Origin of the sequence: Pseudomonas sp. GW460-12-10-14-TSB1, assembly GCF_017349775.1 — a bacterium.
Lineage (GTDB): Bacteria > Pseudomonadota > Gammaproteobacteria > Pseudomonadales > Pseudomonadaceae > Aquipseudomonas > Aquipseudomonas piscium.
This window is the reverse complement of sequence record NZ_JACNAC010000002.1, coordinates 229,751-251,688: the sequence shown is the minus strand read 5'-3', so window position 1 is coordinate 251,688 and position 21,938 is coordinate 229,751. Positions and strand designations below refer to the sequence as shown.

19 protein-coding genes and 1 pseudogene are annotated in these 21,938 nt (G+C 64.2%); 9 read left to right on the top strand and 11 right to left on the bottom strand.

Features of this window, described 5'->3' with window-relative positions; genetic code table 11:
- Positions 1-7: 7 nt before the first annotated feature.
- From J4D52_RS02675 to folE2, 4 genes are read right to left on the bottom strand one after another with little or no spacing between them, the layout of a single operon-like run.
- The gene (locus tag J4D52_RS02675) at positions 8-892 is read right to left on the bottom strand and encodes a metal ABC transporter substrate-binding protein (protein ID WP_102676093.1); all 885 of its coding nucleotides are present in this window, start codon (positions 890-892) and stop codon (positions 8-10) included.
- 11 nt (positions 893-903) lie between these two features.
- Positions 904-1,770: a metal ABC transporter permease gene (locus J4D52_RS02670; RefSeq protein WP_063433449.1), complete on the bottom strand. Its 867-nt coding sequence runs from the start codon at positions 1,768-1,770 to the stop codon at positions 904-906.
- Positions 1,770-2,438, bottom strand: a complete 669-nt coding sequence (locus tag J4D52_RS02665; RefSeq protein WP_063433448.1) for a metal ABC transporter ATP-binding protein — start codon at positions 2,436-2,438, stop codon at positions 1,770-1,772. The genes J4D52_RS02670 and J4D52_RS02665 overlap by 1 nt, the downstream gene beginning before the upstream one ends.
- A complete protein-coding gene (folE2, locus tag J4D52_RS02660; RefSeq protein WP_063433447.1) occupies positions 2,435-3,331 on the bottom strand; it encodes a GTP cyclohydrolase FolE2 in 897 nt (298 codons plus the stop codon). The genes J4D52_RS02665 and folE2 overlap by 4 nt, the downstream gene beginning before the upstream one ends.
- A 130-nt stretch (positions 3,332-3,461) precedes the next feature.
- On the opposite strand from folE2, the gene J4D52_RS02655 reads away from it, so the two are divergent.
- On the top strand, positions 3,462-4,682 hold the full coding sequence (locus J4D52_RS02655) for an N-acetylmuramoyl-L-alanine amidase (RefSeq protein ID WP_102676094.1): 1,221 nt from the start codon (positions 3,462-3,464) through the stop codon (positions 4,680-4,682).
- Between the two features lie 116 nt (positions 4,683-4,798).
- Here the strand turns inward: J4D52_RS02655 and J4D52_RS02650 are convergent, their stop codons facing one another.
- Positions 4,799-5,179, bottom strand: a complete 381-nt coding sequence (locus tag J4D52_RS02650) for a hypothetical protein (RefSeq protein ID WP_025806939.1) — start codon at positions 5,177-5,179, stop codon at positions 4,799-4,801.
- Between the two features lie 134 nt (positions 5,180-5,313).
- On the opposite strand from J4D52_RS02650, the gene dksA reads away from it, so the two are divergent.
- The 4 genes from dksA to J4D52_RS02630 all read left to right on the top strand — a co-directional run bounded on the left by dksA (position 5,314) and on the right by J4D52_RS02630 (position 8,789).
- Complete coding sequence (gene dksA / locus J4D52_RS02645) at positions 5,314-5,718, top strand: RNA polymerase-binding protein DksA (protein ID WP_102676095.1); 405 nt, start codon at positions 5,314-5,316, stop codon at positions 5,716-5,718.
- A gap of 25 nt (positions 5,719-5,743) precedes the next feature.
- Complete coding sequence (zigA, locus tag J4D52_RS02640; RefSeq protein WP_102676096.1) at positions 5,744-6,949, top strand: zinc metallochaperone GTPase ZigA; 1,206 nt, start codon at positions 5,744-5,746, stop codon at positions 6,947-6,949.
- On the top strand, positions 6,949-7,659 hold the full coding sequence (locus tag J4D52_RS02635) for a DUF1826 domain-containing protein (RefSeq protein ID WP_102676097.1): 711 nt from the start codon (positions 6,949-6,951) through the stop codon (positions 7,657-7,659). Before zigA ends, J4D52_RS02635 begins: the two co-directional genes overlap by 1 nt.
- A 167-nt stretch (positions 7,660-7,826) precedes the next feature.
- A complete protein-coding gene (locus J4D52_RS02630; protein WP_102676098.1) occupies positions 7,827-8,789 on the top strand; it encodes a GTP-binding protein in 963 nt (320 codons plus the stop codon).
- Positions 8,790-8,945: 156 nt separating this feature from the next.
- On the opposite strand, the gene J4D52_RS02625 is transcribed toward J4D52_RS02630, so the two are convergent.
- On the bottom strand, positions 8,946-9,341 hold the full coding sequence (locus J4D52_RS02625; protein WP_053276734.1) for a DUF3301 domain-containing protein: 396 nt from the start codon (positions 9,339-9,341) through the stop codon (positions 8,946-8,948).
- Between the two features lie 116 nt (positions 9,342-9,457).
- On the opposite strand from J4D52_RS02625, the gene pdxY reads away from it, so the two are divergent.
- The gene (gene pdxY / locus J4D52_RS02620; RefSeq protein ID WP_025806945.1) at positions 9,458-10,330 is read left to right on the top strand and encodes a pyridoxal kinase PdxY; all 873 of its coding nucleotides are present in this window, start codon (positions 9,458-9,460) and stop codon (positions 10,328-10,330) included.
- 63 nt (positions 10,331-10,393) lie between these two features.
- Here pdxY and J4D52_RS02615 read toward each other — a convergent pair whose 3' ends face one another.
- On the bottom strand, positions 10,394-10,876 hold the full coding sequence (locus J4D52_RS02615; RefSeq protein ID WP_025806946.1) for an acyl-CoA thioesterase: 483 nt from the start codon (positions 10,874-10,876) through the stop codon (positions 10,394-10,396).
- A 265-nt stretch (positions 10,877-11,141) separates the two neighbouring features.
- Between J4D52_RS02615 and J4D52_RS02610 the strand changes: the two genes are divergently transcribed.
- Positions 11,142-12,905: a cation:proton antiporter gene (locus J4D52_RS02610; protein ID WP_102676099.1), complete on the top strand. Its 1,764-nt coding sequence runs from the start codon at positions 11,142-11,144 to the stop codon at positions 12,903-12,905.
- Here the strand turns inward: J4D52_RS02610 and J4D52_RS30445 are convergent.
- From J4D52_RS30445 to uvrD, 4 genes and pseudogenes are all read right to left on the bottom strand, one after another.
- A pseudogene (locus J4D52_RS30445) lies at positions 12,902-13,665 on the bottom strand (alpha/beta hydrolase). The gene J4D52_RS02610 and the pseudogene J4D52_RS30445 overlap by 4 nt on opposite strands.
- Before the next feature lie 147 nt (positions 13,666-13,812).
- The gene (locus tag J4D52_RS02600) at positions 13,813-14,220 is read right to left on the bottom strand and encodes an SMI1/KNR4 family protein (protein ID WP_007927598.1); all 408 of its coding nucleotides are present in this window, start codon (positions 14,218-14,220) and stop codon (positions 13,813-13,815) included.
- Between the two features lie 139 nt (positions 14,221-14,359).
- A complete protein-coding gene (locus tag J4D52_RS02595; protein ID WP_063433438.1) occupies positions 14,360-15,238 on the bottom strand; it encodes a Tim44 domain-containing protein in 879 nt (292 codons plus the stop codon).
- A gap of 285 nt (positions 15,239-15,523) precedes the next feature.
- Positions 15,524-17,707, bottom strand: a complete 2,184-nt coding sequence (gene uvrD / locus J4D52_RS02590; protein ID WP_025806951.1) for a DNA helicase II — start codon at positions 17,705-17,707, stop codon at positions 15,524-15,526.
- Between the two features lie 246 nt (positions 17,708-17,953).
- On the opposite strand from uvrD, the gene J4D52_RS02585 reads away from it, so the two are divergent.
- The gene (locus J4D52_RS02585) at positions 17,954-20,818 is read left to right on the top strand and encodes a bifunctional diguanylate cyclase/phosphodiesterase (protein ID WP_102676101.1); all 2,865 of its coding nucleotides are present in this window, start codon (positions 17,954-17,956) and stop codon (positions 20,816-20,818) included.
- Between the two features lie 169 nt (positions 20,819-20,987).
- Positions 20,988-21,854, top strand: coding sequence for a transcriptional regulator HexR (gene hexR / locus J4D52_RS02580; protein ID WP_007927594.1), 867 nt, complete (start codon positions 20,988-20,990; stop codon positions 21,852-21,854).
- The last annotated feature ends 84 nt before the right edge of the window (positions 21,855-21,938 follow it).

Below are 21,938 nucleotides of genomic sequence, written 5' to 3'. Positions count from 1 at the left end.
CCTGGGGTCATGGCGTGCTCAGGGCGTCGTACAGGGTGTTCAGGTTGTATTCGAACAGCCCGGTGAAGGTGCTGGCCGGGCCTTGGGCGGCGAGGGCGTCGGAGTACAGGGTGCCGCCGATATGGGCGCCGCTTTCGTCGGCGATCTGCTTGAGCAGGCGCGCGTCCTTGATGTTCTCCATGAACACCGCCTTGACCTTGGCGTTGCGGATCTGGGTGATCAGCGCGGCGACTTCGGCGGCCGAGGGCTCGCGTTCGGTGGACAGGCCTTGCGGGGCCATGAAGTCGATGCCGTAGGCCTGGCCCAGGTAACCGAAGGCGTCGTGGGAGGTGACGATCTTGCGATTGCCCGGCGGCAGCGCGCCGAACTTGGCCTTGGCTTCGGCCAGCAGCGCGTAGATCCGTTTCAGGTAGGCCTGGCTGTTGCGTTGGTAGTCGGCCTGGTTCGCCGGGTCGGCGGCCACCAGCGCCTTGGTGATGTTGCTCACATAGAGTTCGGCGTTCGCCAGGTTGTGCCAGGCGTGCGGGTCGGGAATGGTCTCGCCGTCCTCCTCCAGCGAGCGCGGGATCACTCCGCGGCTGGCGCTGATCACCGGGGCCCGGGTGCCGGTACTGGCCACCAGGCGATCCAGCCAGGGCTCGAAACCCAGGCCGTTCTTGATGATCAGCCGGGCCTTGAGCAGGGCCTTGGCATCGTCCGGTGTCGGTTCGTAGGTGTGGGCGTCGGCGTCCGGGCCGACCATGTCGGTGATCTGGATGTGCTCGCCGCCGACCTGTCGGGTGATGTCGGCGAGGATGCTGAAGCTGGTGACCACAGCGAGTTTGTCCGCGGCCTGGGCAGTCGACAGCGACAGCGGCAGCAACAGACTGAAGAGCACGAGTAGGGCGCGCATCGGGGAACACCTCATGGGGATGTGAGCAAAGGCGGGCGGCGCAGCAGGCCGTGCACCGGACCGAACACCACGGACAGCAGGTACAGGCCGCCCGCCACCAGGACGATGGCCGGGCCGCTGGGCAGCGAGTAGTGGAACGACAGCAACAGGCCGAGCCACACCGAGAGGCAACCGAGCACCGCGGCAATGCCGATCAGCACCGGCAGGCGACGACTCCAGAAGCGCGAGGCGGCGGCCGGCAGCATCATCAGGCCGACCACCATCAAGGCGCCGATGGCCTGGAAACCTATCACCAGGTTCAGCACCACCAGGGTCAGGAACAGGCCGTGGGCGAGAGGGCCGAGACGGCTGACACTGTTGAGAAACAGCGGGTCGAGGGTGTCCAGCAGCAGCGCTTTGTAGATCAGCGCCATGGCCACCAGGCTGAACCCGGAGACCCAGAGCATGCCATCGAGGGTCGGCCCATCCACCGCCAGGGCCGAGCCGAACAACAGGTGCAGCAGGTCCAGGCGCTTGCCGGCGAGGCCGAGAATCAGCACCCCACTGGCCAGGGAAATCGGGTAGATCGCGGCCAGGCTGGCGTCCTCGCGCAAGCCGGTGCGCCGGGTAATCCAGGCGGCCAGGCCGGCCATGCCCAGGCCGGCACCGAGGCCGCCGAGGGTCAGCGCCGGCAGGCTCAGCCCGGCGAACCAGAAGCCCAGCGCCGCACCGGGAAGGATGCCGTGGGCCACGGCGTCGCCGATCAGGCTCATGCGCCGCAGGATCAGAAACACCCCCAGCGGCGCGGTGCTGCACGCCAGCACCAGGCCGCCGAGCAACGCCCGGCGCATGAACACGAACTCGTGGAAGGGTTGCCAGAGTTGGGCGGCGGCGAGCATCAGGCCACCTGCATCCGCAGGGGCTGGACGATCAGTTCCTCGCTGCTGCCGAACAGGCAACCGCTGGCTTTGATCACCAGCGTCTGGGGGATGTGTTGGCGTACGGCGGCGAGGTCATGGCAGACCAGGATTTGCGTGCGGCCTTGCTGCTGCCAGCTGTGGATGTGTTGCCACAGCAGGGCCTGGCCCAGTTCGTCCAGGGCGGCGTGGGGTTCGTCCAGCAACAACAGCGGGGCATCGGCGAGGCTCAGGCGGGCGAGCAGGGCGCGTTGCAATTCACCGCCGGACAAGGCCATCAACGGGCGTTGTTCCAGGCCGCTCAGGCACCAGTCTTCGAGCACCTGCTGCAAGCGTTCGGCCCGCTGTTGCGAGCTTTGCCGATCGCCCCAGAAACCGGCGGCCACCAGCTCTTGCAGGGTGATGGGGAATTGCCGGTCCAGGTATTGCTGCTGCGGCAGAAAGGACAGGCCGCCACGGCGGGGAACCTGCAATCTGATCTTCCCGGCCAAGGGCTTTTGCAGGCCGGCGATGACCTTCAGCAGGCTGCTTTTACCCGAGCCGTTGGCACCGATGATGGCGGTCAGGCTGCCTGGCCTCAGATCGAGGTCGAGCGCTGGCGTCAGCGGTTGGCCGGGTGCGCCCCAACGCAGCGATTGCAGGCTGATCATGCGGCCTCCCAGTTCCAGCGGCTTTCCGCTACGGCATCGTGGGCGTGCAGGCTTTCGGCATGAACCACGCGCAGTTGGAAGGCACGGATGCCGGGCGAGCGTTGCAAGGCCAGGTTCAGGCGGCGCGCGGCGTCTTCGCAGAACATCAGGTTCTGTCCGTTGGCCAGGGCGAAGGCTTGCTCGTCGGCGCGTTTCACCGCGGTTTGTACCGCGGTACCGAGAGCGGCTTCGGCGTCGTTGATCGCTGCCATCAGTGGCAACTCATCGAGAAAGTCGTCCAGGCGCAGCTGCAATTGCGCGCTGCTGCGCTGGCTGTGAGGGGTGGCGACTATGCCTTTCGAAGAACCGAGCCAGGTCAGGATATCTTCGTGTTGCAGCTGCCGGTTGGCGAAATCATCGATGAATTGCTGCTGAATCAGCTGCCTGGAAAGCGCGGCGGAACAGGGGCACGTAGAGGAATAAGGCACCTCTATTTTTAGTTCCACGTGGAACATTGCGTTTTTCAGACGCGCTTCGATGCTCACCGGATAGGTTTTCCAACCGGCCAATGGGCTGATCAAGGCCGGGCGTTTCAGCAGCAGATCGGCATGAATTCGCAGGTAGGCGCTGCTGGACAGACCGTCGTGGCTGTCGAGAAAACGTTGCAGTACCTGGCGCATCAGGGCCGGGGTGAGGTTTTCCTGCTCGAGCATTTCCAGCGCCAGATACAGGCGCGACATATGAATGCCGCGTGCTTCGCCATCGTCGAGGCTGACGCCGGCATCCGCTTTTGCGCCAATCCGCTGGCCATCAAACAACACAGGTAAGGCAATGCCACACATGCCCACCCACTCAAGGGGCAGGGCCTGGCGTGCGGCCTGCGCGGCGATATCCGGCAGAGTCAGCGCATTCATGAGCAGGTCCATCGTTGGAAACAATTTGCCATGTTATATTATAACAATGCAGTCGATGAAACCTTTTTCCTGAACGTTTTTTCATCCAGCCTTATCGAGTACGGATGCTCCTCAATCTGCGGTGTAAGTCATGCACAGACGTCAGTTGCTCAACCTGTTGTTGGCCAGCGCGGCCTTGGTTCTGCCTTTGGGGGTATCCGCCACCCAGATTCGCAATCTGCGGTTATGGAATTCGGCCGACAAGCTGCGCCTGGTGCTCGATCTGAGTGGGCCGGTGCAGTACAAAACCTTCTCCCTCAGCGCGCCCGAGCGATTGATCATCGACCTCAGCGGCGCGCAGCTCAGTGGCAATTTCAACCAGCTGGCCCTGGCCAACACACCTATTCGCTCGATCCGCTCCGGGCACTTTAGCCAGGGCGATACGCGGATCGTTCTCGACCTGGCCGAGCCGCTGCGGCTCGACAGTTTTTTGCTGCCGCCCCAGGACGGCCAGGGTCACCGCCTGGTGCTCGACCTGAGCAACGCCACCCGTGTTCCACAGCAGATTGCGGCGGTCACCGCCCCGGCTTTGCCGCGTGAAACACCCGCGGGCCGGGCGCATCCCAAGCGCGACATCATCGTCGTGGTCGACCCGGGCCACGGCGGCAAGGACCCGGGGGCGGTCGGCGCCCGGGGCGAGCGGGAGAAGGATGTGGTGCTGGCGATCGCCCAACTGCTGGCCAAGCGGCTGAAGCGTGAGAAGGGCTTCGATGTGAAGCTGGTGCGCAACGACGATTTCTTCGTGCCGCTGCGCAAGCGGGTGGAGATCGCCCGCAAGCATAAGGCCGACATGTTTATCTCGGTGCACGCCGATGCGGCGCCGCGCCTGACGGCGTCCGGGGCCTCGGTGTATGCATTGTCGGAAGGTGGCGCGACCTCGGCCACGGCGCGCTTCATGGCGCAGCGGGAGAACGGCGCCGACCTGCTGGGCGCCACCAGCCTGCTCAATCTGAAAGACAAGGACCCGATGCTCGCCGGGGTGATTCTCGACATGTCGATGAACGCGACCATCGCCGCCAGCCTGCAGTTGGGCAACACCGTATTGGGCAGCCTGGCGGGCATCACCACCCTGCATCAGAAGCGCGTGGAACAGGCCGGCTTCGCGGTGCTCAAGTCCCCCGACGTGCCCTCGATCCTGGTGGAGACCGGCTTCATCTCCAACAGCCGCGACAGCCAGCGCCTGGTAACCCCGCGGCACCAGCAGGCGATTGCCAATGGACTGTTCGCGGGCTTGCAGAGCTACTTCCAGAAGAACCCGCCGGTGAACAGCTATATGGCCTGGTTGCAGGAGCAGAAAAAAGCCCAGGTCTGACGCCACCCAGGCTTCTGTAGGAGCACAGCTTGCGTGCGATGAAGGCGCTGCGGTGTATCGGCTATACCGCGTAAACGTTCATCACGGGCAAGCCTCGCTCCTACAAAATACTCTGCTTAGCAGCCAGTGATCCGGCTGCAAGTGAACTTGCCGCTGCTACCGCCGGAGCTGGAAAAACGGTTGCGGGTGGTCCAGCCGACGCGCTGGCTGTAACCGACCCAGGCTTCGCCGTCGGAGGCCAGGCCGGTAAAGAAGGTCAGCTGGCCGTAGCGGCTGTTGGTCTGCGCCCAATATCGCTTGCCGGCCACCTCGAAGCCTCGCAGATAGGTGGTGCTGCCCGCGGCTGCGACGCTGTAGGCATTGCCTTCGGCATCCACGCAGGCCAGCAGGTTGGCGCTGCGGGTGCAGGTGGCCAGGGCGCTGGGCACTTGCGCGGTGGCGGCGTTCGCAGCCAGCAGGGACAGGCTCAGCAGCATGTATTTCAGGGCGTGGCGCATCGGGTTTCTCGGCAAGGGACGCTCAAGCATCCCGCCCTTCGTCGCGGGCGGCAAGAGAGGGTTGGCTTATTTGTATTGTTATACTATAACATTAAATAAAGCCTGATCCGTGACCCACCATGACTGAACGCCCCATGACCGAAGCGCAACTTCTCGCCCTGCCTGAGGCGGACTACATGAACGACGTCCAGCAGGCCTATTTCCGTGAACTGCTGCTGGCCCAGCGCGTCGACCTGCAAGAACGCATCGAGGGTGAGTTCGAGGTGCTGCGTGAGCAGGAACCCCACAGCGACCCCGCCGACATCGGCAGCGCCGAAGAGCAGCGTCAGTGGCAACTGCGCCTGCTGGAGCGGGAAAAGAAGCTGCTGGACAAGATCGACGAAGCCCTCGAACGCCTGGCCCGTGGCGAGTACGGCTGGTGCCGCGAAACCGGCGAGGCCATTGGCCTCAAGCGCCTGCTGCTGCGGCCCACCGCCACCCTGTGTATCGAAGCCAAAGAACGCCAAGAGCTGCGCGAACGCCACCAACGGGCGATCTGACCCAGCCCCCGATGAGGATCACCTGATGACCGACCGTCTCCCCGTTACCGTGCTGTCCGGCTTTCTCGGCGCCGGCAAAAGCACGCTGCTCAACTACGTCCTGCGCAACCGCGACAACCTGCGGGTGGCGGTGATCGTCAACGACATGAGCGAAATCAACATCGACGGCAGCGAAGTGCAGCGCGATGTCAGCCTCAACCGCGCCGAAGAAAAACTGGTCGAAATGAGCAACGGCTGCATCTGCTGCACCCTGCGCGAAGACCTGCTGGAAGAGGTCGGCAAGCTGGCCAGGGACGGTCGTTTCGATTACCTGCTGATCGAATCCACTGGTATCTCCGAGCCGCTGCCGGTGGCCGAAACCTTCACCTTTCGCGACGAGGCGGGGCAGAGTCTGGCTGACATTGCGCGGCTGGACACCATGGTCACCGTGGTCGACGGCATGAACTTCCTGCTCGATTACCAGGCCGCGGAAAGCCTGGCGTCCCGTGGCGAGACCCTGGGTGAGGAGGACGAGCGTTCAATCACTGATCTGCTGATCGAACAGATCGAGTTCGCCGACGTGATCCTGATCAGCAAGATCGACCTGATCGGCAGCGACGAGCGCCAGGAGCTGATCGCCATCCTCGAACGCCTCAATTCCCAGGCGGAAATCATCCCCATGGTGATGGGCGAAGTGCCGCTGGCGAAGATCCTCAACACCGGCCGTTTCGACTTCGAGCGGGCCGCCCAGGCGCCGGGCTGGTTGCAGGAACTGCGCGGCGAGCATGTGCCGGAAACCGAAGAATACGGCATCGCCTCCAGCGCCTACCGGGCGCGGCGGCCGTTCCATCCGCAGCGCTTTTTCGATTTCATCAACCGCCCCTGGATCAACGGCAAGCTGTTGCGTTCCAAGGGCTTTTTCTGGCTCGCCAGCAAGCATCAGGAGGCGGGCAGTTGGTCTCAGGCTGGCGGTCTGATGCGTCATGGTTTCGCCGGACGCTGGTGGCGTTTCGTGCCCAAGCAACACTGGCCGCAGGACGCGGAAAGCACCGCGGCGATCATGCACAACTGGACCGCCGCCACCGGCGACTGCCGCCAGGAACTGGTGTTCATCGGCCAGAACATCGACTTCGCCCGGCTCACCGCCGAACTCGACGACTGCCTGCTGACTGACGACGAAATGGCCTTGGGCGTGGAGGGCTGGCGCCTGATGCGCGACCCGTTCGGCCCCTGGCATGAAGAGGCTGCTTGATGTCCTACCTATCCCTGAGCCCTGTGAGAGCTACCGGCCGACGCTCGATTGCGGGTGCGGAAGTCCTGCGGCCAATCCTGCAAAAGCCGACCCGCCGGCAGTCTTCCGGCTCGGCCCCCATCGTCCTCGCCGAAGTGCTGGACGATGAGGTCAACCTAGCCCTGTGGCAGCGCCGGTTGCCGGCGCATATCGCCGATTTCGGTGCCTTGCTGCTGTCGCTGAACGAACCGCTGGCCGAGTCGCTGTCGCTGGAACTCGACACTGAGGATGCTGAGCCGAACCTGCGCGGCCTGGCCTCCGGCTTCAGCGATCTGCAGGGATACGACGGCTTTATCGCCGATGTCGCCTGGCTGGTCAGCGCCTTCGCCTGCTTGCTGGGCGCCAAGCGCGTCGGCCTGCGCCTGCGAGTGCTGGAGAAAGCCATGTGTCCGCGTTTTCATGTCGACCATGTGCCGGTAAGGCTGATCACTACCTATGCCGGTGTCGGCAGCCAGTGGCTGCGCGAGGGCGCGATGGATCGCCGGCAACTGGGCCAGGCCGAGGCCGAACCCACGGATGCCGCGCTGATCCAGCAGATCGCCAGCGGCGAGGTGGCCATGTTCAAGGGCGAGAAATGGCTGGGCAACGAAGGCTTCGGCCTGATCCACCGCTCGCCGCAACCGGCTCCCGGCGAACGCCGGCTGATCCTCACCCTGGACTGGCTCGGCTGATCCTGTAGCCGCTGCCGCAGGCTGCGATAAGGCGCGTAGCGCCTTTTGACGTCCTCAAGAACGCGTCAGCTTCGTAGCCGATCGCAGCCTGCGGTAGCGACCACGGGAATTTCGTTGCCGCGGCTTAGCGCGTAGGATCAATCACCTCCTTTCCGAGCGCCCCACCCATGCTGCACAACATCCCCACCCACGTCATCGCCGGCCCCCTCGGCGCGGGCAAGACCAGCCTGATCCAGCACCTGTTGGCGCAGCGTCCGGCCGATGAGCGCTGGGCGGTGCTGATCAACGAGTTTGGCCAGATCGGCCTGGACGCGGCGCTGCTGACCCGGGACGAGGAGGGTATCGCCCTTGGCGAGGTGGCCGGTGGCTGCCTGTGCTGCGTCAACGGCGCGCCGTTCCAGGTGGGCCTGGGGCGCCTGTTGCGCAAGGCCCGGCCCGATCGCCTGTTTATCGAACCTTCCGGCCTGGGGCACCCGGCGCAGTTGCTCCAGCAATTGCGCGAGGCACCCTGGCAAAAAGTCCTGGCCGTGCAGCCTTGCGTGCTGGTACTCGATGCCCAGGCATTGGCGGCCGGCAAGCCGCTGCCAGGGGCCCAACAGGAAGCGCTGCCCAGCGCTGGCCTGTTGCTGCTGAACAAGGAAGAGGGGCTCGACGCGGTGCAGCGTCAGGGGATTCTCGAGCAGTTGCCGGCCTGTCCGGTGCTCTGGACCACCCGCGGGGCCTTGGCGCTGGATCGTTTGCCTGGTGTGGACGTTCAGGCGGGGGCGGCTGTAGAGGCCTTCGAAGTACCCAGGGGATTGGCGCAGCTGCCGGCGATCTGGACCGATCCGGCCCAGCCCATCTGCCTGAGCCAGGCCCAGGAGGGCGGTTGGAGCATCGGTTGGCGCTGGCACCCGAGCCGGGTGTTCGAGGTCGGGCTCGTCGAGCAATGGCTGGCGAGCCTCGACTGGCGTCGGGCCAAGCTGGTGATCCATGGTGCCGATGGCTGGGTGTCGGGCAATGCCCTGGATAACGCCGCGCTGCATTGGCAAACCAGCGAATGGCGCCGCGATTCACGTATCGAGCTGATCTTCAGCGAGCCGCAAGACGTGGCCGTCCTGCAAAAATCCCTGGCTGAGTGCTGCCAATAGTCCAACGCAATCCGATGCTTCTGTAGGAGCGGCCGGTCGACGCTCGATTGCCCGCGAAAAAATCGTCAACGATGACAGGGTTTACCAGGACAAATCGCCGCTTCGCGGCTATCGCGAGCAAGCTTCGCTCCTACAGGATTGCATAGGCGGTTGGCCTTACTTGCTGCGCTCTTCGCGCCACTGGCTCAGCTCGATCACCTCGGCGCTGTGTGTCGGCACGGGTGGGGGCGCGGGAGTTGCAATCGGGTAGGGCGCCAGCTCGATCTGCGCGCTGTGGGCGCCGAACTGGGTGATGGTCCCCGCATGGCGGGTTTCGCCGGTGACGGTGAATTCGAAGTTGTAGATCCGGGCCAGGCGCCGGCGACCACTGGCGTCCCTGACGAAACCGATGCGCTTCAACGCCACATTGCCGTCCAGCAGCTCGATATCGAGCCGCGCGCAATGCTGCTTGACCCTCTCCAGCGCCCGCTCGCGCAGGCCGTGGTTGTGCCATAGCCAGGCGGCGCCGGTGGCCAGCAGCATCAGCACGAAAATGTTTCCAAGGGTCAGCATGAGGTGCGCTCCAACGAAGTCGCACCAGCTTAACTGCGTCTTCGGTCTGTCGTACAGGTTGTGTTTAGTCGCATACTGCGCGGCTCGAATTTCAATCGTTTTACGGAATGACCCGAATGAAACGTACGCCTCATCTGCTCGCGATCCAGTCCCATGTGGTCTTCGGCCATGCCGGCAACAGCGCCGCGGTGTTTCCCATGCAGCGGGTCGGGGTGAATGTCTGGCCGCTCAATACCGTGCAGTTCTCCAACCACACGCAATACGGTCAGTGGGCCGGCGAAGTGCTGTCGCCGCATCAGATTCCGGAGCTGGTGGAAGGCATTGCCGCCATCGGCGAGCTGGGCAACTGCGATGCGGTGTTGTCCGGCTACCTGGGCAGCGCGGCGCAGGGGCGGGCGATCCTCGGTGGTGTGGCACGGATCAAGGCGACCAACCCCAAGGCCCTGTACCTGTGCGACCCGGTGATGGGCCACCCGGAAAAGGGCTGCAACGTGCCGCAGGAGGTCAGCGACTTCCTGTTGGAAGAAGCAGCCGCCGTGGCGGATTTCCTCTGCCCCAACCAACTGGAGCTGGACAGCTTCGCTGGGCGCAAGCCGCAGTCGCTGTTCGACTGCCTGGCCATGGCCCGGGCGCTGCTGGCTCGCGGTCCGAAAGCCGTACTGGTCAAGCACCTGGATTACCCGGGCAAGCTGCCGGACGGCTTCGAGATGCTGCTGGTGACCGCCGACGGCAGCTGGCACCTGCGTCGTCCGCTGCTGGCATTCCCGCGCCAGCCGGTGGGCGTGGGCGACCTGACCTCGGGCCTGTTCCTGGCCCGGGTGCTGCTGGGCGACAGCCTGGTGGCGGCGTTCGAGTTCACCGCCGCGGCGGTGCATGAAGTGCTGCTGGAAACCCAGGCCTGCGCCAGTTACGAGCTGCAGCTGGTACGGGCCCAGGACCGGATCACCCATCCACGGGTGCGGTTCGAGGCGGTGCCGATCGAGCTGTAACGGGTTGCGCGGGGGCTTATCGCGAACAGGCTCGCTCAGTAAGAGCGAGCCGGTCTCGGACGATCAAGCGTCGGCCTTGATTTCCTGATAGCGCTTTTCCAGCTCCTGGCGGATCTGCCGGCGCTGCTGGGCCTGCATGAAGCGGCGCTTGTCTTCGCTGGTTTCTGGCTGCAGGGGCGGCACGGCGGCAGGTTTGCGCTGGTCGTCCACGGCCACCATGGTGAAGAAGCAACTGTTGGTATGGCGCACCGAGCGCTCGCGGATGTTCTCGGTGACCACCTTGATACCGACTTCCATCGAGGTGTTGCCGGTGTAGTTGACCGAGGCCAGGAAGGTCACCAGTTCGCCGACATGGATCGGCTCGCGGAAGATCACCTGGTCCACCGACAGGGTCACCACATAACGGCCGGCATAACGGCTGGCGCAGGCGTAGGCGACTTCATCGAGGTACTTGAGCAGGGTGCCGCCGTGGACATTGCCTGAGAAGTTGGCCATGTCAGGGGTCATCAATACCGTCATCGACAGCTGGGCGTTTCCGGGTTCCATAGCACACTCACGGGTTAAGGCAGGGGTTGCGGGGCGCACCTCTGCGGGTGCTTGGTCAGCGTTTCAAACCATCGATAACGGGACGCTGCGCCCGCGGTCGCCGTCACGCGGCGATCCATCTGTTTCCATATATTGCACCGCCTTTCTGGCACAAGTCGCGATGTTATCTTTCAAAAGCCCGCCCCAAGGGCTTTTCCCGCTGGCCGGCAGGTCGCACGACGACCCGCGCCGCCCGCAAGAACACGACCCCAAGGAGCCCCACGCCATGCATGCCATCAGCTTTATTCAGGACCTGGCAGTGATCATGCTGGTCGCAGGCGTGGTGACCATTCTTTTCCACCGGCTCAAGCAGCCAGTGGTCCTCGGCTATATCGTCGCCGGCTTCATCATCGGCCCACACACTCCGCCATTCGGCCTGATCCACGACGAAGACACCATCAAGACCCTGGCCGAGCTGGGGGTGATTTTCCTGATGTTCTGCCTGGGCCTGGAGTTCAGCCTGCGCAAGCTGTTCAAGGTCGGCGCCACGGCCTTTATCGCGGCGTTCATGGAAATCGTGCTGATGATCTGGATCGGCTACGAGATCGGTCGCTGGTTCGACTGGAACACCATGGACTCGCTGTTCCTCGGCGCGATCCTGGCGATTTCCTCGACCACCATCATCGTCAAGGCGCTCAACGACCTGAAGATGAAGAACCAGCGCTTCGCCCAGCTGATCTTCGGCGTGCTGATCGTCGAGGACATCCTCGGCATCGGCATCATCGCCTTGCTCTCGAGCATCGCGGTCAGCGGCACCGTCAGTTCCGGGGAAGTGTTCTCCACCGTCGGCAAGCTCTCGCTGTTCATGATCGTCGCCTTGGTCATCGGCATCCTGCTGGTGCCACGGCTGCTGGCCTACGTGGCCAAGTTCGAAAGCAACGAGATGCTGCTGATCACCGTGCTGGGGCTGTGTTTCGGCTTCTGCCTGCTGGTGGTCAAGCTGGAGTACAGCATGGTGCTCGGCGCCTTCCTGATCGGCGCGATCATGGCCGAGTCGCGGCAATTGCTGAAGATCGAGCGCCTGATCGAGCCGGTTCGCGACATGTTCAGCGCCATCTTCTTCGTCGCCATCGGCCTGATGATCGACCCGAAGATCCTCCTGCAATACGCCTGGCCGATCGCGGTGATCACCGTCGCGGTGGTGCTGGGCAAGATGCTGTCCTGCGGCCTGGGCGCTTTTATCGCCGGCAACGATGGCCGCACCTCGCTGCGGGTCGGCATGGGCCTGTCGCAGATCGGCGAGTTCTCCTTCATCATCGCGGCGCTGGGCATGACCCTGCAGGTCACCAGCGACTTTCTCTACCCGGTGGTGGTCGCGGTATCGGCCGTTACCACCTTGCTCACGCCTTACCTGATCCGCGCCGCCGACCCGCTGTCGCTGAAGCTCGCCGCCGTGATGCCGACCCGCCTGAGCCGGGTGCTGGGCATGTACGGCGAATGGCTGCGCAGCATCCAGCCCCATGGCGAGGGGGCGCTGCTGGTGTCGATGATCCGGCGGATTCTGTTGCAGGTCGGGGTCAACCTGGCGCTGGTGGTGGCGATCTTTTTCTCCGGCGGTTATTTCGCCGCGCGCATCGGCGAATACCTGCAGGACTGGATCAGCGATCCGAGCTGGCAGAAGGCATTGATCTGGGGGGGAGCGCTGCTGCTGTCGCTGCCGTTCCTGATCGCCGCCTATCGCAAGCTCAAGGCCCTGTCGATGCTGCTGGCGGAGATGGGGGTGAAGCCGGAAATGGCCGGGCGCCACACCCAGCGCGTGCGCCGGGTGATCGCCGAGGTGATTCCGGTGCTGTCGCTGCTGGTGATCTTCCTGTTATTGGCGGCGCTGTCTTCGAGCATCCTGCCGACCACCGAGCTGCTGGTGCTGATCGCGGTGGTGACGGCAGCGGTGGCCGCGCTGCTGTGGCGCTGGTTCATCCGCGTGCACACCCGCATGCAGGTGGCCCTGCTGGATACCCTGGATAACCACAAGGAAGACAACGGGCACTAATCGTTGGACGGAGCACAACTCAGGGGCTGGTCGCGCCAGTATTGCCAGGCTTCGGCCCAGCCCTGGTCATGGGTGACCCCGGGCAGGCTGATGGATTGCACGCAGAAGGCTTTCGTCCCCAGCGCCTGCCGGTAGGCGGGGTAGAGGCTGGCAGGCACGCTGCGGTCGGCCTGGCCGAGCAGATGCCGTTGCGCTACCAGGGCCAGCCTGGGTGCCTGGTCCAGCGGTTCGAGGGAGCCGTGCAGCGGGCTCAGCCCCAGCGCATTGACCCATAGCCGAGGGCTCAGATTGCCGGCCAGGGTTTGCACCTGGGCAATGTCGTCTCGCCGCGCGGCCAGCAACAGGGCCAGGGCCGCGCCACCGGAATAGCCGACCAACTCGAAATCCTGATTGCCATAACGCTGCTTGAGGCGGTCGAGGGCCTGGTCGAGGCTGCGCAGCACCGCTGGGGAAAAGCGCTGGTCGGTCCAGATGGCCGCTGTGCAGTCGGCCGCGCTGACGAATTGGCAGGGGCGGGCCAGATAGACGCTGGGGCGGGATCGCTCAATGCCAGTTGCGCCATCAGCAGGTGCTGCGGGCTGGGGTCGAGGCTGGGTTGGCGGGCTGTCGCCCAGGCATGGCCGTCGCCTTCAAGATAGACGCGCAGGCGGGGTTGTTTCGGTGAGTGCGGGGGCAGGCTGCTGGCGAGCGGGAAGGGTGAAGTGGGCAGGACTTCGACCTGATGGGCGTACTGCGTGCTCAGGCTTTGCAACTGAGCCATGGGCGACTGACAACCCGCCAGCAGGCTGCTGGCGAGTAGTGTCAATGCGGCGATCGACCCGCTGGGGCGACCGCTTGTGAACGTCAGGCAACGGGTGGCAGTCGATCCATGCGCCTGCGCCCGCGGGGCGAAACCGCGCAAGGCCGATCAGCTTTCCAGCCAGACGTCCCGCGCCCAGTGCCACACCGATTCCCAGGACTCTTCGGTGATCAGCTCTTCTTCGCCGGACCAGAGCACCACGGTGCCGTCTTCCTCGACGCAGTAGTAGTCGTCGCCGTCCTGGCAGATCGGGATCAGCTCGCGCGGCACGCCCATGTCCCAGGCAGTGGCTGCCACTTCCGGCAGGTAGGTGTGGGATTGCGGGTCGGTCACGGTGACCGGCTCCAGGCTGCCGTAGACGACATCGCTCACGGTCAACAGGAACTCTTTGAAGACGAAGGGAATATTGATGAACAGCTGTTCTTCGATTTCCACCAGCAGGTCTTCATCCGGCAGTTCCAGGGGAACGGGTACCGGTTCGTTTGCTTCACGGAGTTGCTCGATGACTTCTTCCACGGCCTGGGTCCTCTTAGCTCTATGGCGCGGTTTAAATAGACGGCGGTTTATACAGTAGCTCGCTATAAGTGCAATCGTGAAATGCAAAACCCCGACCTGAGCCGGGGTTTTGCGATTACCGATGTGACACTGGAGGGAATCAGCCGTTCTGGCGGATACCTGCAACCAGCCAAGGCTGGTTTTCGCCCTGGGCGCGCTCCATGTTCCAGCTTTCGCTGAACACTTCACCCTGGTCGAAACGCGAGGACTTCGACACGCCGCTGAAGGTCAGGGTCGCGATGGTCTTGTCGGCGCGGTCGTCGACGCCTTCCAGCTGCACATTGAGGTTGTCGATGTAGGTCGACTGGAAGCCATCGCCCAGATCAGCACGTTCCTGCTTCAGGAATTGCAGCATCTGCGGGGTCACGAACTCGGCGATCTTGTCCATTTCGTTGGCGTCCCAGTGTTGCTGCAGGGACTGGAAGTGGTTGCGCGCGGCTTCGACGAAACGCTCTTCGTTGAACCAGGCTGGCGCGTTGATCACCGGACGGGCTGCGGCGGCAGGTGCAGCCGAACCACCGAAGATCGAACCGGAGGCAGGTTTTGGCTCGAAGGCTTCACGCTGCATCGGCGCGTGGCCGGCTGGAGCGTACTGCTCCTGCTGCTTGCGACGACGGGCGGCGATAAAGCGGAAGACCAGGAAGGCGATGACCGCCATGATCAGGATGTCGAAGATCTGCATGCCCTGGAAGCCGTCGCCCATGAACATGGAGGCCAGCAGGCCGCCTGCGGCGATACCGGCCAATGGGCCGAGCCAGCGCGAAGCACCGCCGGCTTTGGCGGCGGCGCCCGCGGCACCGGCAGCCCCTGCGGTCGCGGCAGCAGGGCCCATACCGGAAGAGGACGGAGCCATTTGGCTGGTCTGGTGGGTCGGCGCAGCGCCGGCGCTTTTGCCGCCACCAAAGCGCTTGGCATTGGCGTCGAGGCTCATCGTCAGGCCGATGCACAACGCCATGGCGATGCTAAGAAAACGTTTCATAAAGGGAATTCCCATTTGTGGATGGCACGCGCGCCATGTTGCACAGGTGAAGTGTCACTGGCTAGCGGCAGAGTGTTTCGGGCTTTTGCCTGACAGCCGCGGTTCAGCTTCGGTCGAGGTAGCGGGACCTGTACGGGTTCGTCCGTTGGGCGGATGCGATGGTTCAGTGGCCAGGCATCCCGGCGCCAGCAGTCTCACTGCCGGCGCCGATCGGGCCGATTGCGCCCCATGCAGAGGGTCGCTTCTCGTTCAGAAGCAGCGCCCCGGCACGGCGGAGTCGGAGCTTCAGATGGCTTCGAGCTTGGCGTAGCCGAGCATCAGCCACTTGCTGCCTTCGCTGAAGTTCACCTGGACCCGGGCCTGGGCGCCGGCGCCTTCGAAGTTGAGGATCACGCCGTCGCCGAATACCGAGTGGCGTACCGCCTGGCCGAGGCTGAGGCCGGTGTCGGGGATCTCGCTGCCGCCGAACAGGCTGCTGGTACTCTGCGACTGGCCGCCACCGAACGGACGGCTGACGCTGTTGGACAGGCGCACTTCCTGGATCAGCCCCTTCGGTACTTCCCGTACGAAACGCGACACCTTGTTGTAGGTCTCGCTGCCGTACAGGCGACGGGTTTCAGCGTAGGTCATCACCAGGTTCTGCATCGCCCGGGTGATGCCGACGTAGGCCAGGCGCCGTTCTTCTTCAAGGCGGCCGGGTTCTTCCAGGCTCATCTTGTGCGGGAACAGGCCTTCTTCCATGCCCACCAGGAACACGTAAGGGAATTCCAGGCCCTTGGCGCTGTGCAGGGTCATCAGTTGGATGCTGTCTTCGTGCTCGTCGGCCTGGGTGTCGCCGGCTTCCAGCGAAGCGTGGCCGAGGAAGGCCGCCAGCGGCGTCAGCTCCTGGTCTTCTTCTGTGTGCTCGAAGTTGCGCGCGGCGCTGACCAGCTCCTCAAGGTTTTCTACCCGGGCCTGGCCTTTCTCGCCTTTTTCCGCTTCGTGGTAGGCGATCAGTCCGGACTGCTCGATAACGGTCTGGGTCATCAGGTGCAACGGCATCTCGGCGGTTTTCGCCGCCAGGTGCTCGATCAGTTCCATGAAGGCGCCCAGGGCACCGGCGGCACGTCCGGTCACGCCTTTATTGACCACCAGCTGGCGCATCGCTTCCCACATCGACACATGGCTGTGGCGCGCGTGTTCGCGAATCGCTTCGACGGTCTTTTCGCCAATGCCGCGGGTCGGCACGTTGATCACCCGCTCCAGGGCCGCGTCGTTGCCGCGACCTTCGAGCAGGCGCAGGTAGGCCATGGCGTTCTTGATTTCGGCGCGCTCGAAGAAGCGCTGGCCGCCGTAGATACGGTACGGAATGCGCTCGCGCAGCAGCGCTTCTTCCAGCACCCGCGACTGGGCGTTGGAGCGATACAGGATGGCGATATCGCTGCGGGCCAGGCCGGTCTTCAGGGCGCTTTCGATGGTTTCCACCACGTAGCGCGCTTCGTCGTGTTCGTTGAAGGCGGCGTACAGATTGATCGCTTCGCCTTCGCCGCCGTCGGTCCACAGCTCCTTGCCCAGGCGCCCGGTGTTATTGGCGATCAGGGCGTTGGCGGCCTTGAGGATGCCGGCGGTGGAGCGGTAGTTCTGCTCCAGGCGGATCACTTCGGTGTCCGGGAAGTCTTCGGAATACTGGTGGATGTTCTCGATCTTCGCGCCGCGCCAGCCGTAGATCGACTGGTCGTCGTCGCCCACCACCATCAGGCTGTCGCCGCCCTTGGCCAGCAGGCGCAACCAGGCGTACTGCACGGCGTTGGTGTCCTGGAACTCGTCCACCAGCACGTGGCGGAAACGCTTCTGGTAGTGCGCCAGCAGGCCCGGGTGGTCACGCCACAGGTCCAGGGCGCGCAGCAGCAGTTCGGAGAAGTCGATGACCCCGGCGCGCTGGCAGGCGGCCTCGTAGGCCTCGTAGATGCCGCGCATGGTGGCCAGGAACAGGTCGCCGCTGGCTTGAATGTGTTGCGGGCGCAGGCCTTCGTCCTTCTGCCCGTTGATGAACCACTGGGCCTGCCGAGCCGGCCAGCGCTGCTCGTCCAGACCGAGGTCGCGGATCACCCGCTTGACCAGGCGTTGCTGGTCGTCGCTGTCGAGGATCTGGAAGGTCTGGCTCAGGCCGGCTTCTTGCCAGTGCGCCCGCAGCAGGCGGTGCGCCAGGCCGTGGAAGGTGCCGACCCACATGCCGGCCGGGTTGATACCCATCAACTGCTCGATGCGCTGGCGCATCTCGGCAGCGGCCTTGTTGGTGAAGGTCACCGACAGGATGGAGTGGGGCGAGGCGTTCTCGACCTGGATCAACCAGGCGATACGGTGCACCAGCACTCGGGTTTTACCGGAGCCAGCACCGGCCAGGACCAACTGACGACCCAAGGAGGCGGCTACGGCCTGGCGTTGGGCATCGTTGAGGGAGTTCAGCAGAAGGGAGAGATCATCGCGCATCGGGGCATTCTAGGGGGCTGGCGCACACCGGGCAAACCAAGCTTTGGTTTAGCCGATAAAAGAACGTTGGGGACGACCGGTCGGTCACGGGCTGCAGCCGTTGGCCGGGCTTGGCTGGAGGAATTTCACCGGGATCGGCGCTCGAGCGGATTTGTCGGTTTTATGATTCCAGGCTGTTTGGTCCGGGCGGTTGCTTGTGTATGCTCCGGCGACGTTTCGGGCTCAATCATTATAAGAACACTGCCTATGACACTCAGCACTGGCCCGTCCGGACCCTCCGTGGAGCCTCGGGTTGTTCGCAAGCAATACGCCATGGAGATGGCGGTAGAGCGCACGCGCCTGCTTTATCAGGGCTCCCTGTTGCCCACCCTGTTCATGCTGCTCAACGGCCTGGTCTGCGCCTGGCTGCTGTGGAGCCCCGAGCGTTACTGGCTGGTCAGCGTGTGGATGGTCTGGTTGCTGGCCCTGGTCGCCCTGCGGGTGATCCAGGTGGCGGCGTTCGACTCGGCGATTCCCAGCCGCCAGGCGCAACCGGTCTGGCGCCGCATGTTCCTGCTCGGCTCCGCCGTCAGCGGCCTGACCCTGGCCTGTGCCGGCATCGCCCTGATGCCCACCGACAATTTCCTGCAACAGGCCTGGGTCTTCGGCCTGATCGGCGCGGCGATCCTCTCGGCCAGCGTGGCCTATGCGGTCAGCCTGCCGGCCTTCCTGTCCTTTACCTTGCCCTGCCTGTTGCCGGCGATCGGTTACCTGTTCTGGGGCGGCGACGAGCAGCAGCGTGGCTGGGGCTGGCTGGGCTTGATCCTGCTGGTGTCGCTGAGTGTGGTGGCCTGGCAGGTCAACCGCCTGATCCAGATGGGCTTGCTGCGGCGTTTCCAGAACCAGGCCCTGATCGAGCATCTGCAACAGGCGCAGAGCCGCAGCGAGCTGCTCAACAGCGAGCTGCTACGGGAAGTCGAGCAGCGCCGCCGCGCCGAAGAAGAGCTGCGCGAAGCCCAGGTCGGCCTGGAAAGCCGGGTGGCCCAGCGCAGCCTCGAACTGGACGCGGCCAACCAGGCCCTGAGCAAGAGCGAGGCGCGCCTGGCCCTGGCCCTGAAGGCCAGCCAGCTGGGGCTGTGGGACTGGAACCTGCAGACCGACGAGGTCCATCACAGCCATATCAAGGAGTTGTTCGGCCTGGAACCGGAGTTCGTGCGGGCGATGCTCAGCCACCTCAAGCCGCTGCTGCACCCCGAAGACCTGCCGCTGCTCAAGCGCGCGCTGGTCGAGCACTTGAAGGGGCGCACCGAGGATTACCTGGTGGAATACCGCGTGCGCCACGGCGATGGCCACTGGGTCTGGATCGAGGACCGTGGGCGCGCTGTGGAGCGCGGCCCCGGCGGACGGGTGCTGCGCATGGTCGGCACCCGGCGCGATATCAGCGCCAGCAAGCAGCAGGAAGAGCAGCGACGCCTGTCGGCGATGGTGTTCGAGGCGGCCAGCGAAGGCATTGTGATCCTCGACCCCAATTACGTGCTGCTGGCGGTCAACCAGGCGTTCAGCCGGGTCACCGGTTACCAGATCGAGGACATGCTCGGACGCAATGTGGTCGACCTGCCATGCAGCCGCGATGCGCGGCGACACTATCCGGTGATTCATCAGGCCCTCGAACAGCACGGCAGCTGGCAGGGCGAACTGGTGGAGGCGCGCAAGAACGGCGAGCTGTACCCGCAGTGGTTGCAATTGAACGTGGTGCGCGATACGCGGGGAAATATCAGCCATATTGTGGGCTTCTTCGCCGACCTGTCGGCGCGGCGCGAATCCGAAGAGCGCATGCGCTACCTGACCCATTACGACGAACTCACCGGCCTGGCCAACCGTTCGCTGTTCCGCGAACGCTTGCGCGAAGCCCATCAACGGATGCGTCAGGGCGGCCGCAGCCTGGCCCTGGTGCATATCAATCTGGACCGTTTCAAGCTGCTCAACGACAGCCTGGGCCACGACGTCGCCGACCAGCTGTTGCAGAAAATGGCGCGGCGGCTGGTCAACGCGCTGCCGGAAGCCGACACCATTGCCCGGTTGTCCGGCGATGAATTCGCGGTGCTGTTCGATGCCTATGGCAGCCTGTCGAGCCTGACCCGGGTGGCCACGCGCCTGTCGGCGAAGCTGCGCTTGCCGATCACCGTGGAAGGCCATGAGCTGGTGGTCAGCGCCTCCATGGGCATCAGCATGCTGCCCGACAGCGCGCGGGAAATTCCGGCGCTGATCAGCCAGGCGAACATCGCCATGCAACACGCCAAGCACCTGGGCGGCAACAACTTCCAGTTCTACACCGCCAGCCTGCAAGCCAGCACCCTGGAGCGCCTGCAGTTGGAGAACCAACTGCGCAAGGCGGTCGAGGAGCGCCAGCTGAAGGTGTTCTACCAGCCGAAACTGTGCCTCGCCACCGGCCGCCTGAATGCCGCCGAAGCCCTGGTGCGCTGGGACCATCCCGACCTGGGGCGGGTGCCGCCGGGGGACTTCATCGGCCTGGCGGAGGAGATCGGGCTGATCGGCCCGATCGGCGAATTCGTATTGCGCCAGGCTTGCTGGCAAGCCTGCGAGTGGCAGCGCCAGGGGCTGCCGGCGATTCGGGTGTCGGTGAACCTGTCGGTGCATCAGCTGCGCCAGGGCAAGTTGGTCAGCCAGGTGCGCAGCGTGCTGGAAGAAACCGGGCTGGCGCCGCACTTTCTCGAGCTGGAGCTGACCGAAAGCCATCTGCTCGACAGCGTCGAACACATCGTTTCCACCTTCCAGCAACTGCGTGACCTGGGGGTGAAGCTGGCCATCGACGACTTCGGCACCGGTTATTCCTCGCTGAGTTACCTCAAGCGGATTCCGGTGGACTACGTGAAGATCGACCAGGCGTTCATCCGTGGCCTGAGCGAAGGCGGCGCCGACGCGGCGATCACTCGGGCGATCATCGCCATGGCCCACGGGCTGTCGCTGAAAGTGGTGGCCGAAGGGGTGGAGCATCCGGGGCAGCTGGCGTTTCTCAAGGAGCAGAAATGCGATGAGGTGCAGGGCTACCTGATCAGCCGGCCGGTGGACGCCGAGGGCCTTGCGGCGCTATTGAGGGCCGAGACCCGGTAGCCGCTGGCATAGGCCGCGCCAGCAGCTACAAAGAGCACGCGAGGCTGAAACAGTGGGGTGCAAAGGTGATTCAGTTACGCATTGAGCAGGCAAAAAGCGAATTCATGTAGTATAACTACAAAATTGCTACATCCTTGGGCGTCTGCCCCATAACAATGAGTCCAGCCCTTTGAATCTGTTGCAGCACATTGCCCAATCACGCCATCTCTTGCGCAAGTCGGAGCTCAAGGTCGCCGATCATGTGCTGCTCGACCCTGCGGCTGTGATGCACAGTTCCATGGCCGACCTGGCCCACAGCGTGGGTATCAGCGAGCCGACCATCGTGCGTTTCTGCCGGGCCATCGGTTGCTCGGGGTTCCAGGACCTGAAGCTCAAGCTGGCCCAGAGCCTGGCCGCCGGGGCGAGCTTCGGCCAGTTCGCGATTCACGAAGACGATTCGGTCGCCGACTACAGTCTGAAGATCTTCGACACCACCCTGCACACCCTGATGGAGGTTCGCGAGAAGCTCGATCCGGTGGAACTGCAAAGGGCTGTGACCCTCATGTCCCAGGCCCAGCGCGTGGAGTTCTACGGCTTCGGCGCTTCCGGCGCGGTGGCGGCGGACGCCCAGCACAAGTTCTTCCGCCTGCTGTTGACCGCGGCGGCCTATTCCGACCCGCATATGCAGGCGATGTCGGCGGTGACCCTCAAGCCCACCGACGTGGCGATCTGCATTTCCCAGTCCGGGCGTTCCAAGGACCTGCTGATCACCGCCAACCTGGTGCGTGAAAGCGGCGCCTCGCTGATCACCCTGTGCCCGAGCCAGACACCGCTGGCCGAGCTGTCGACCGTCAACCTGGCGATCGACGTGCATGAAGACACCGAGATCTATACCCCGCTGACCTCGCGCATCGCCCACCTGGTGGTGATCGACGTCCTGGCGATGGGCGTGGCCATGGCCCGCGGCCCGAGCCTGGTCAACCACCTCAAGAGCGTCAAACGCAGCCTTCGCAGCCTGCGCCTGTCGCCCAAGTCGGTGAAGGCGCTCGACGACTGATCGCGGCGCCTTCATCGTCGGCAATTTTCATCATCCTGTAACCGACCCGCAGCCAAATCGTCATTGGCAGGCTTCATCTTGTAC

Coding starts and splice junctions, on each gene's coding strand:
- J4D52_RS02585 (WP_102676101.1), top strand. CDS start 17,954: ATGACACTCAGCACTGGCCCGTCCGGACCCTCCGTGGAGCCTCGGGTT.
- J4D52_RS02670 (WP_063433449.1), bottom strand. CDS start 1,770: ATGCTCGCCGCCGCCCAACTCTGGCAACCCTTCCACGAGTTCGTGTTC.
- J4D52_RS02650 (WP_025806939.1), bottom strand. CDS start 5,179: ATGCGCCACGCCCTGAAATACATGCTGCTGAGCCTGTCCCTGCTGGCT.
- J4D52_RS02595 (WP_063433438.1), bottom strand. CDS start 15,238: ATGAAACGTTTTCTTAGCATCGCCATGGCGTTGTGCATCGGCCTGACG.
- J4D52_RS02615 (WP_025806946.1), bottom strand. CDS start 10,876: ATGGAACCCGGAAACGCCCAGCTGTCGATGACGGTATTGATGACCCCT.
- J4D52_RS02625 (WP_053276734.1), bottom strand. CDS start 9,341: ATGCTGACCCTTGGAAACATTTTCGTGCTGATGCTGCTGGCCACCGGC.
- folE2 (WP_063433447.1), bottom strand. CDS start 3,331: ATGAATGCGCTGACTCTGCCGGATATCGCCGCGCAGGCCGCACGCCAG.
- zigA (WP_102676096.1), top strand. CDS start 5,744: ATGACCGACCGTCTCCCCGTTACCGTGCTGTCCGGCTTTCTCGGCGCC.
- uvrD (WP_025806951.1), bottom strand. CDS start 17,707: ATGCGCGATGATCTCTCCCTTCTGCTGAACTCCCTCAACGATGCCCAA.
- pdxY (WP_025806945.1), top strand. CDS start 9,458: ATGAAACGTACGCCTCATCTGCTCGCGATCCAGTCCCATGTGGTCTTC.
- J4D52_RS02630 (WP_102676098.1), top strand. CDS start 7,827: ATGCTGCACAACATCCCCACCCACGTCATCGCCGGCCCCCTCGGCGCG.
- dksA (WP_102676095.1), top strand. CDS start 5,314: ATGACCGAAGCGCAACTTCTCGCCCTGCCTGAGGCGGACTACATGAAC.
- J4D52_RS02610 (WP_102676099.1), top strand. CDS start 11,142: ATGCATGCCATCAGCTTTATTCAGGACCTGGCAGTGATCATGCTGGTC.
- J4D52_RS02635 (WP_102676097.1), top strand. CDS start 6,949: ATGTCCTACCTATCCCTGAGCCCTGTGAGAGCTACCGGCCGACGCTCG.
- J4D52_RS02655 (WP_102676094.1), top strand. CDS start 3,462: ATGCACAGACGTCAGTTGCTCAACCTGTTGTTGGCCAGCGCGGCCTTG.
- J4D52_RS02675 (WP_102676093.1), bottom strand. CDS start 892: ATGCGCGCCCTACTCGTGCTCTTCAGTCTGTTGCTGCCGCTGTCGCTG.
- J4D52_RS02665 (WP_063433448.1), bottom strand. CDS start 2,438: ATGATCAGCCTGCAATCGCTGCGTTGGGGCGCACCCGGCCAACCGCTG.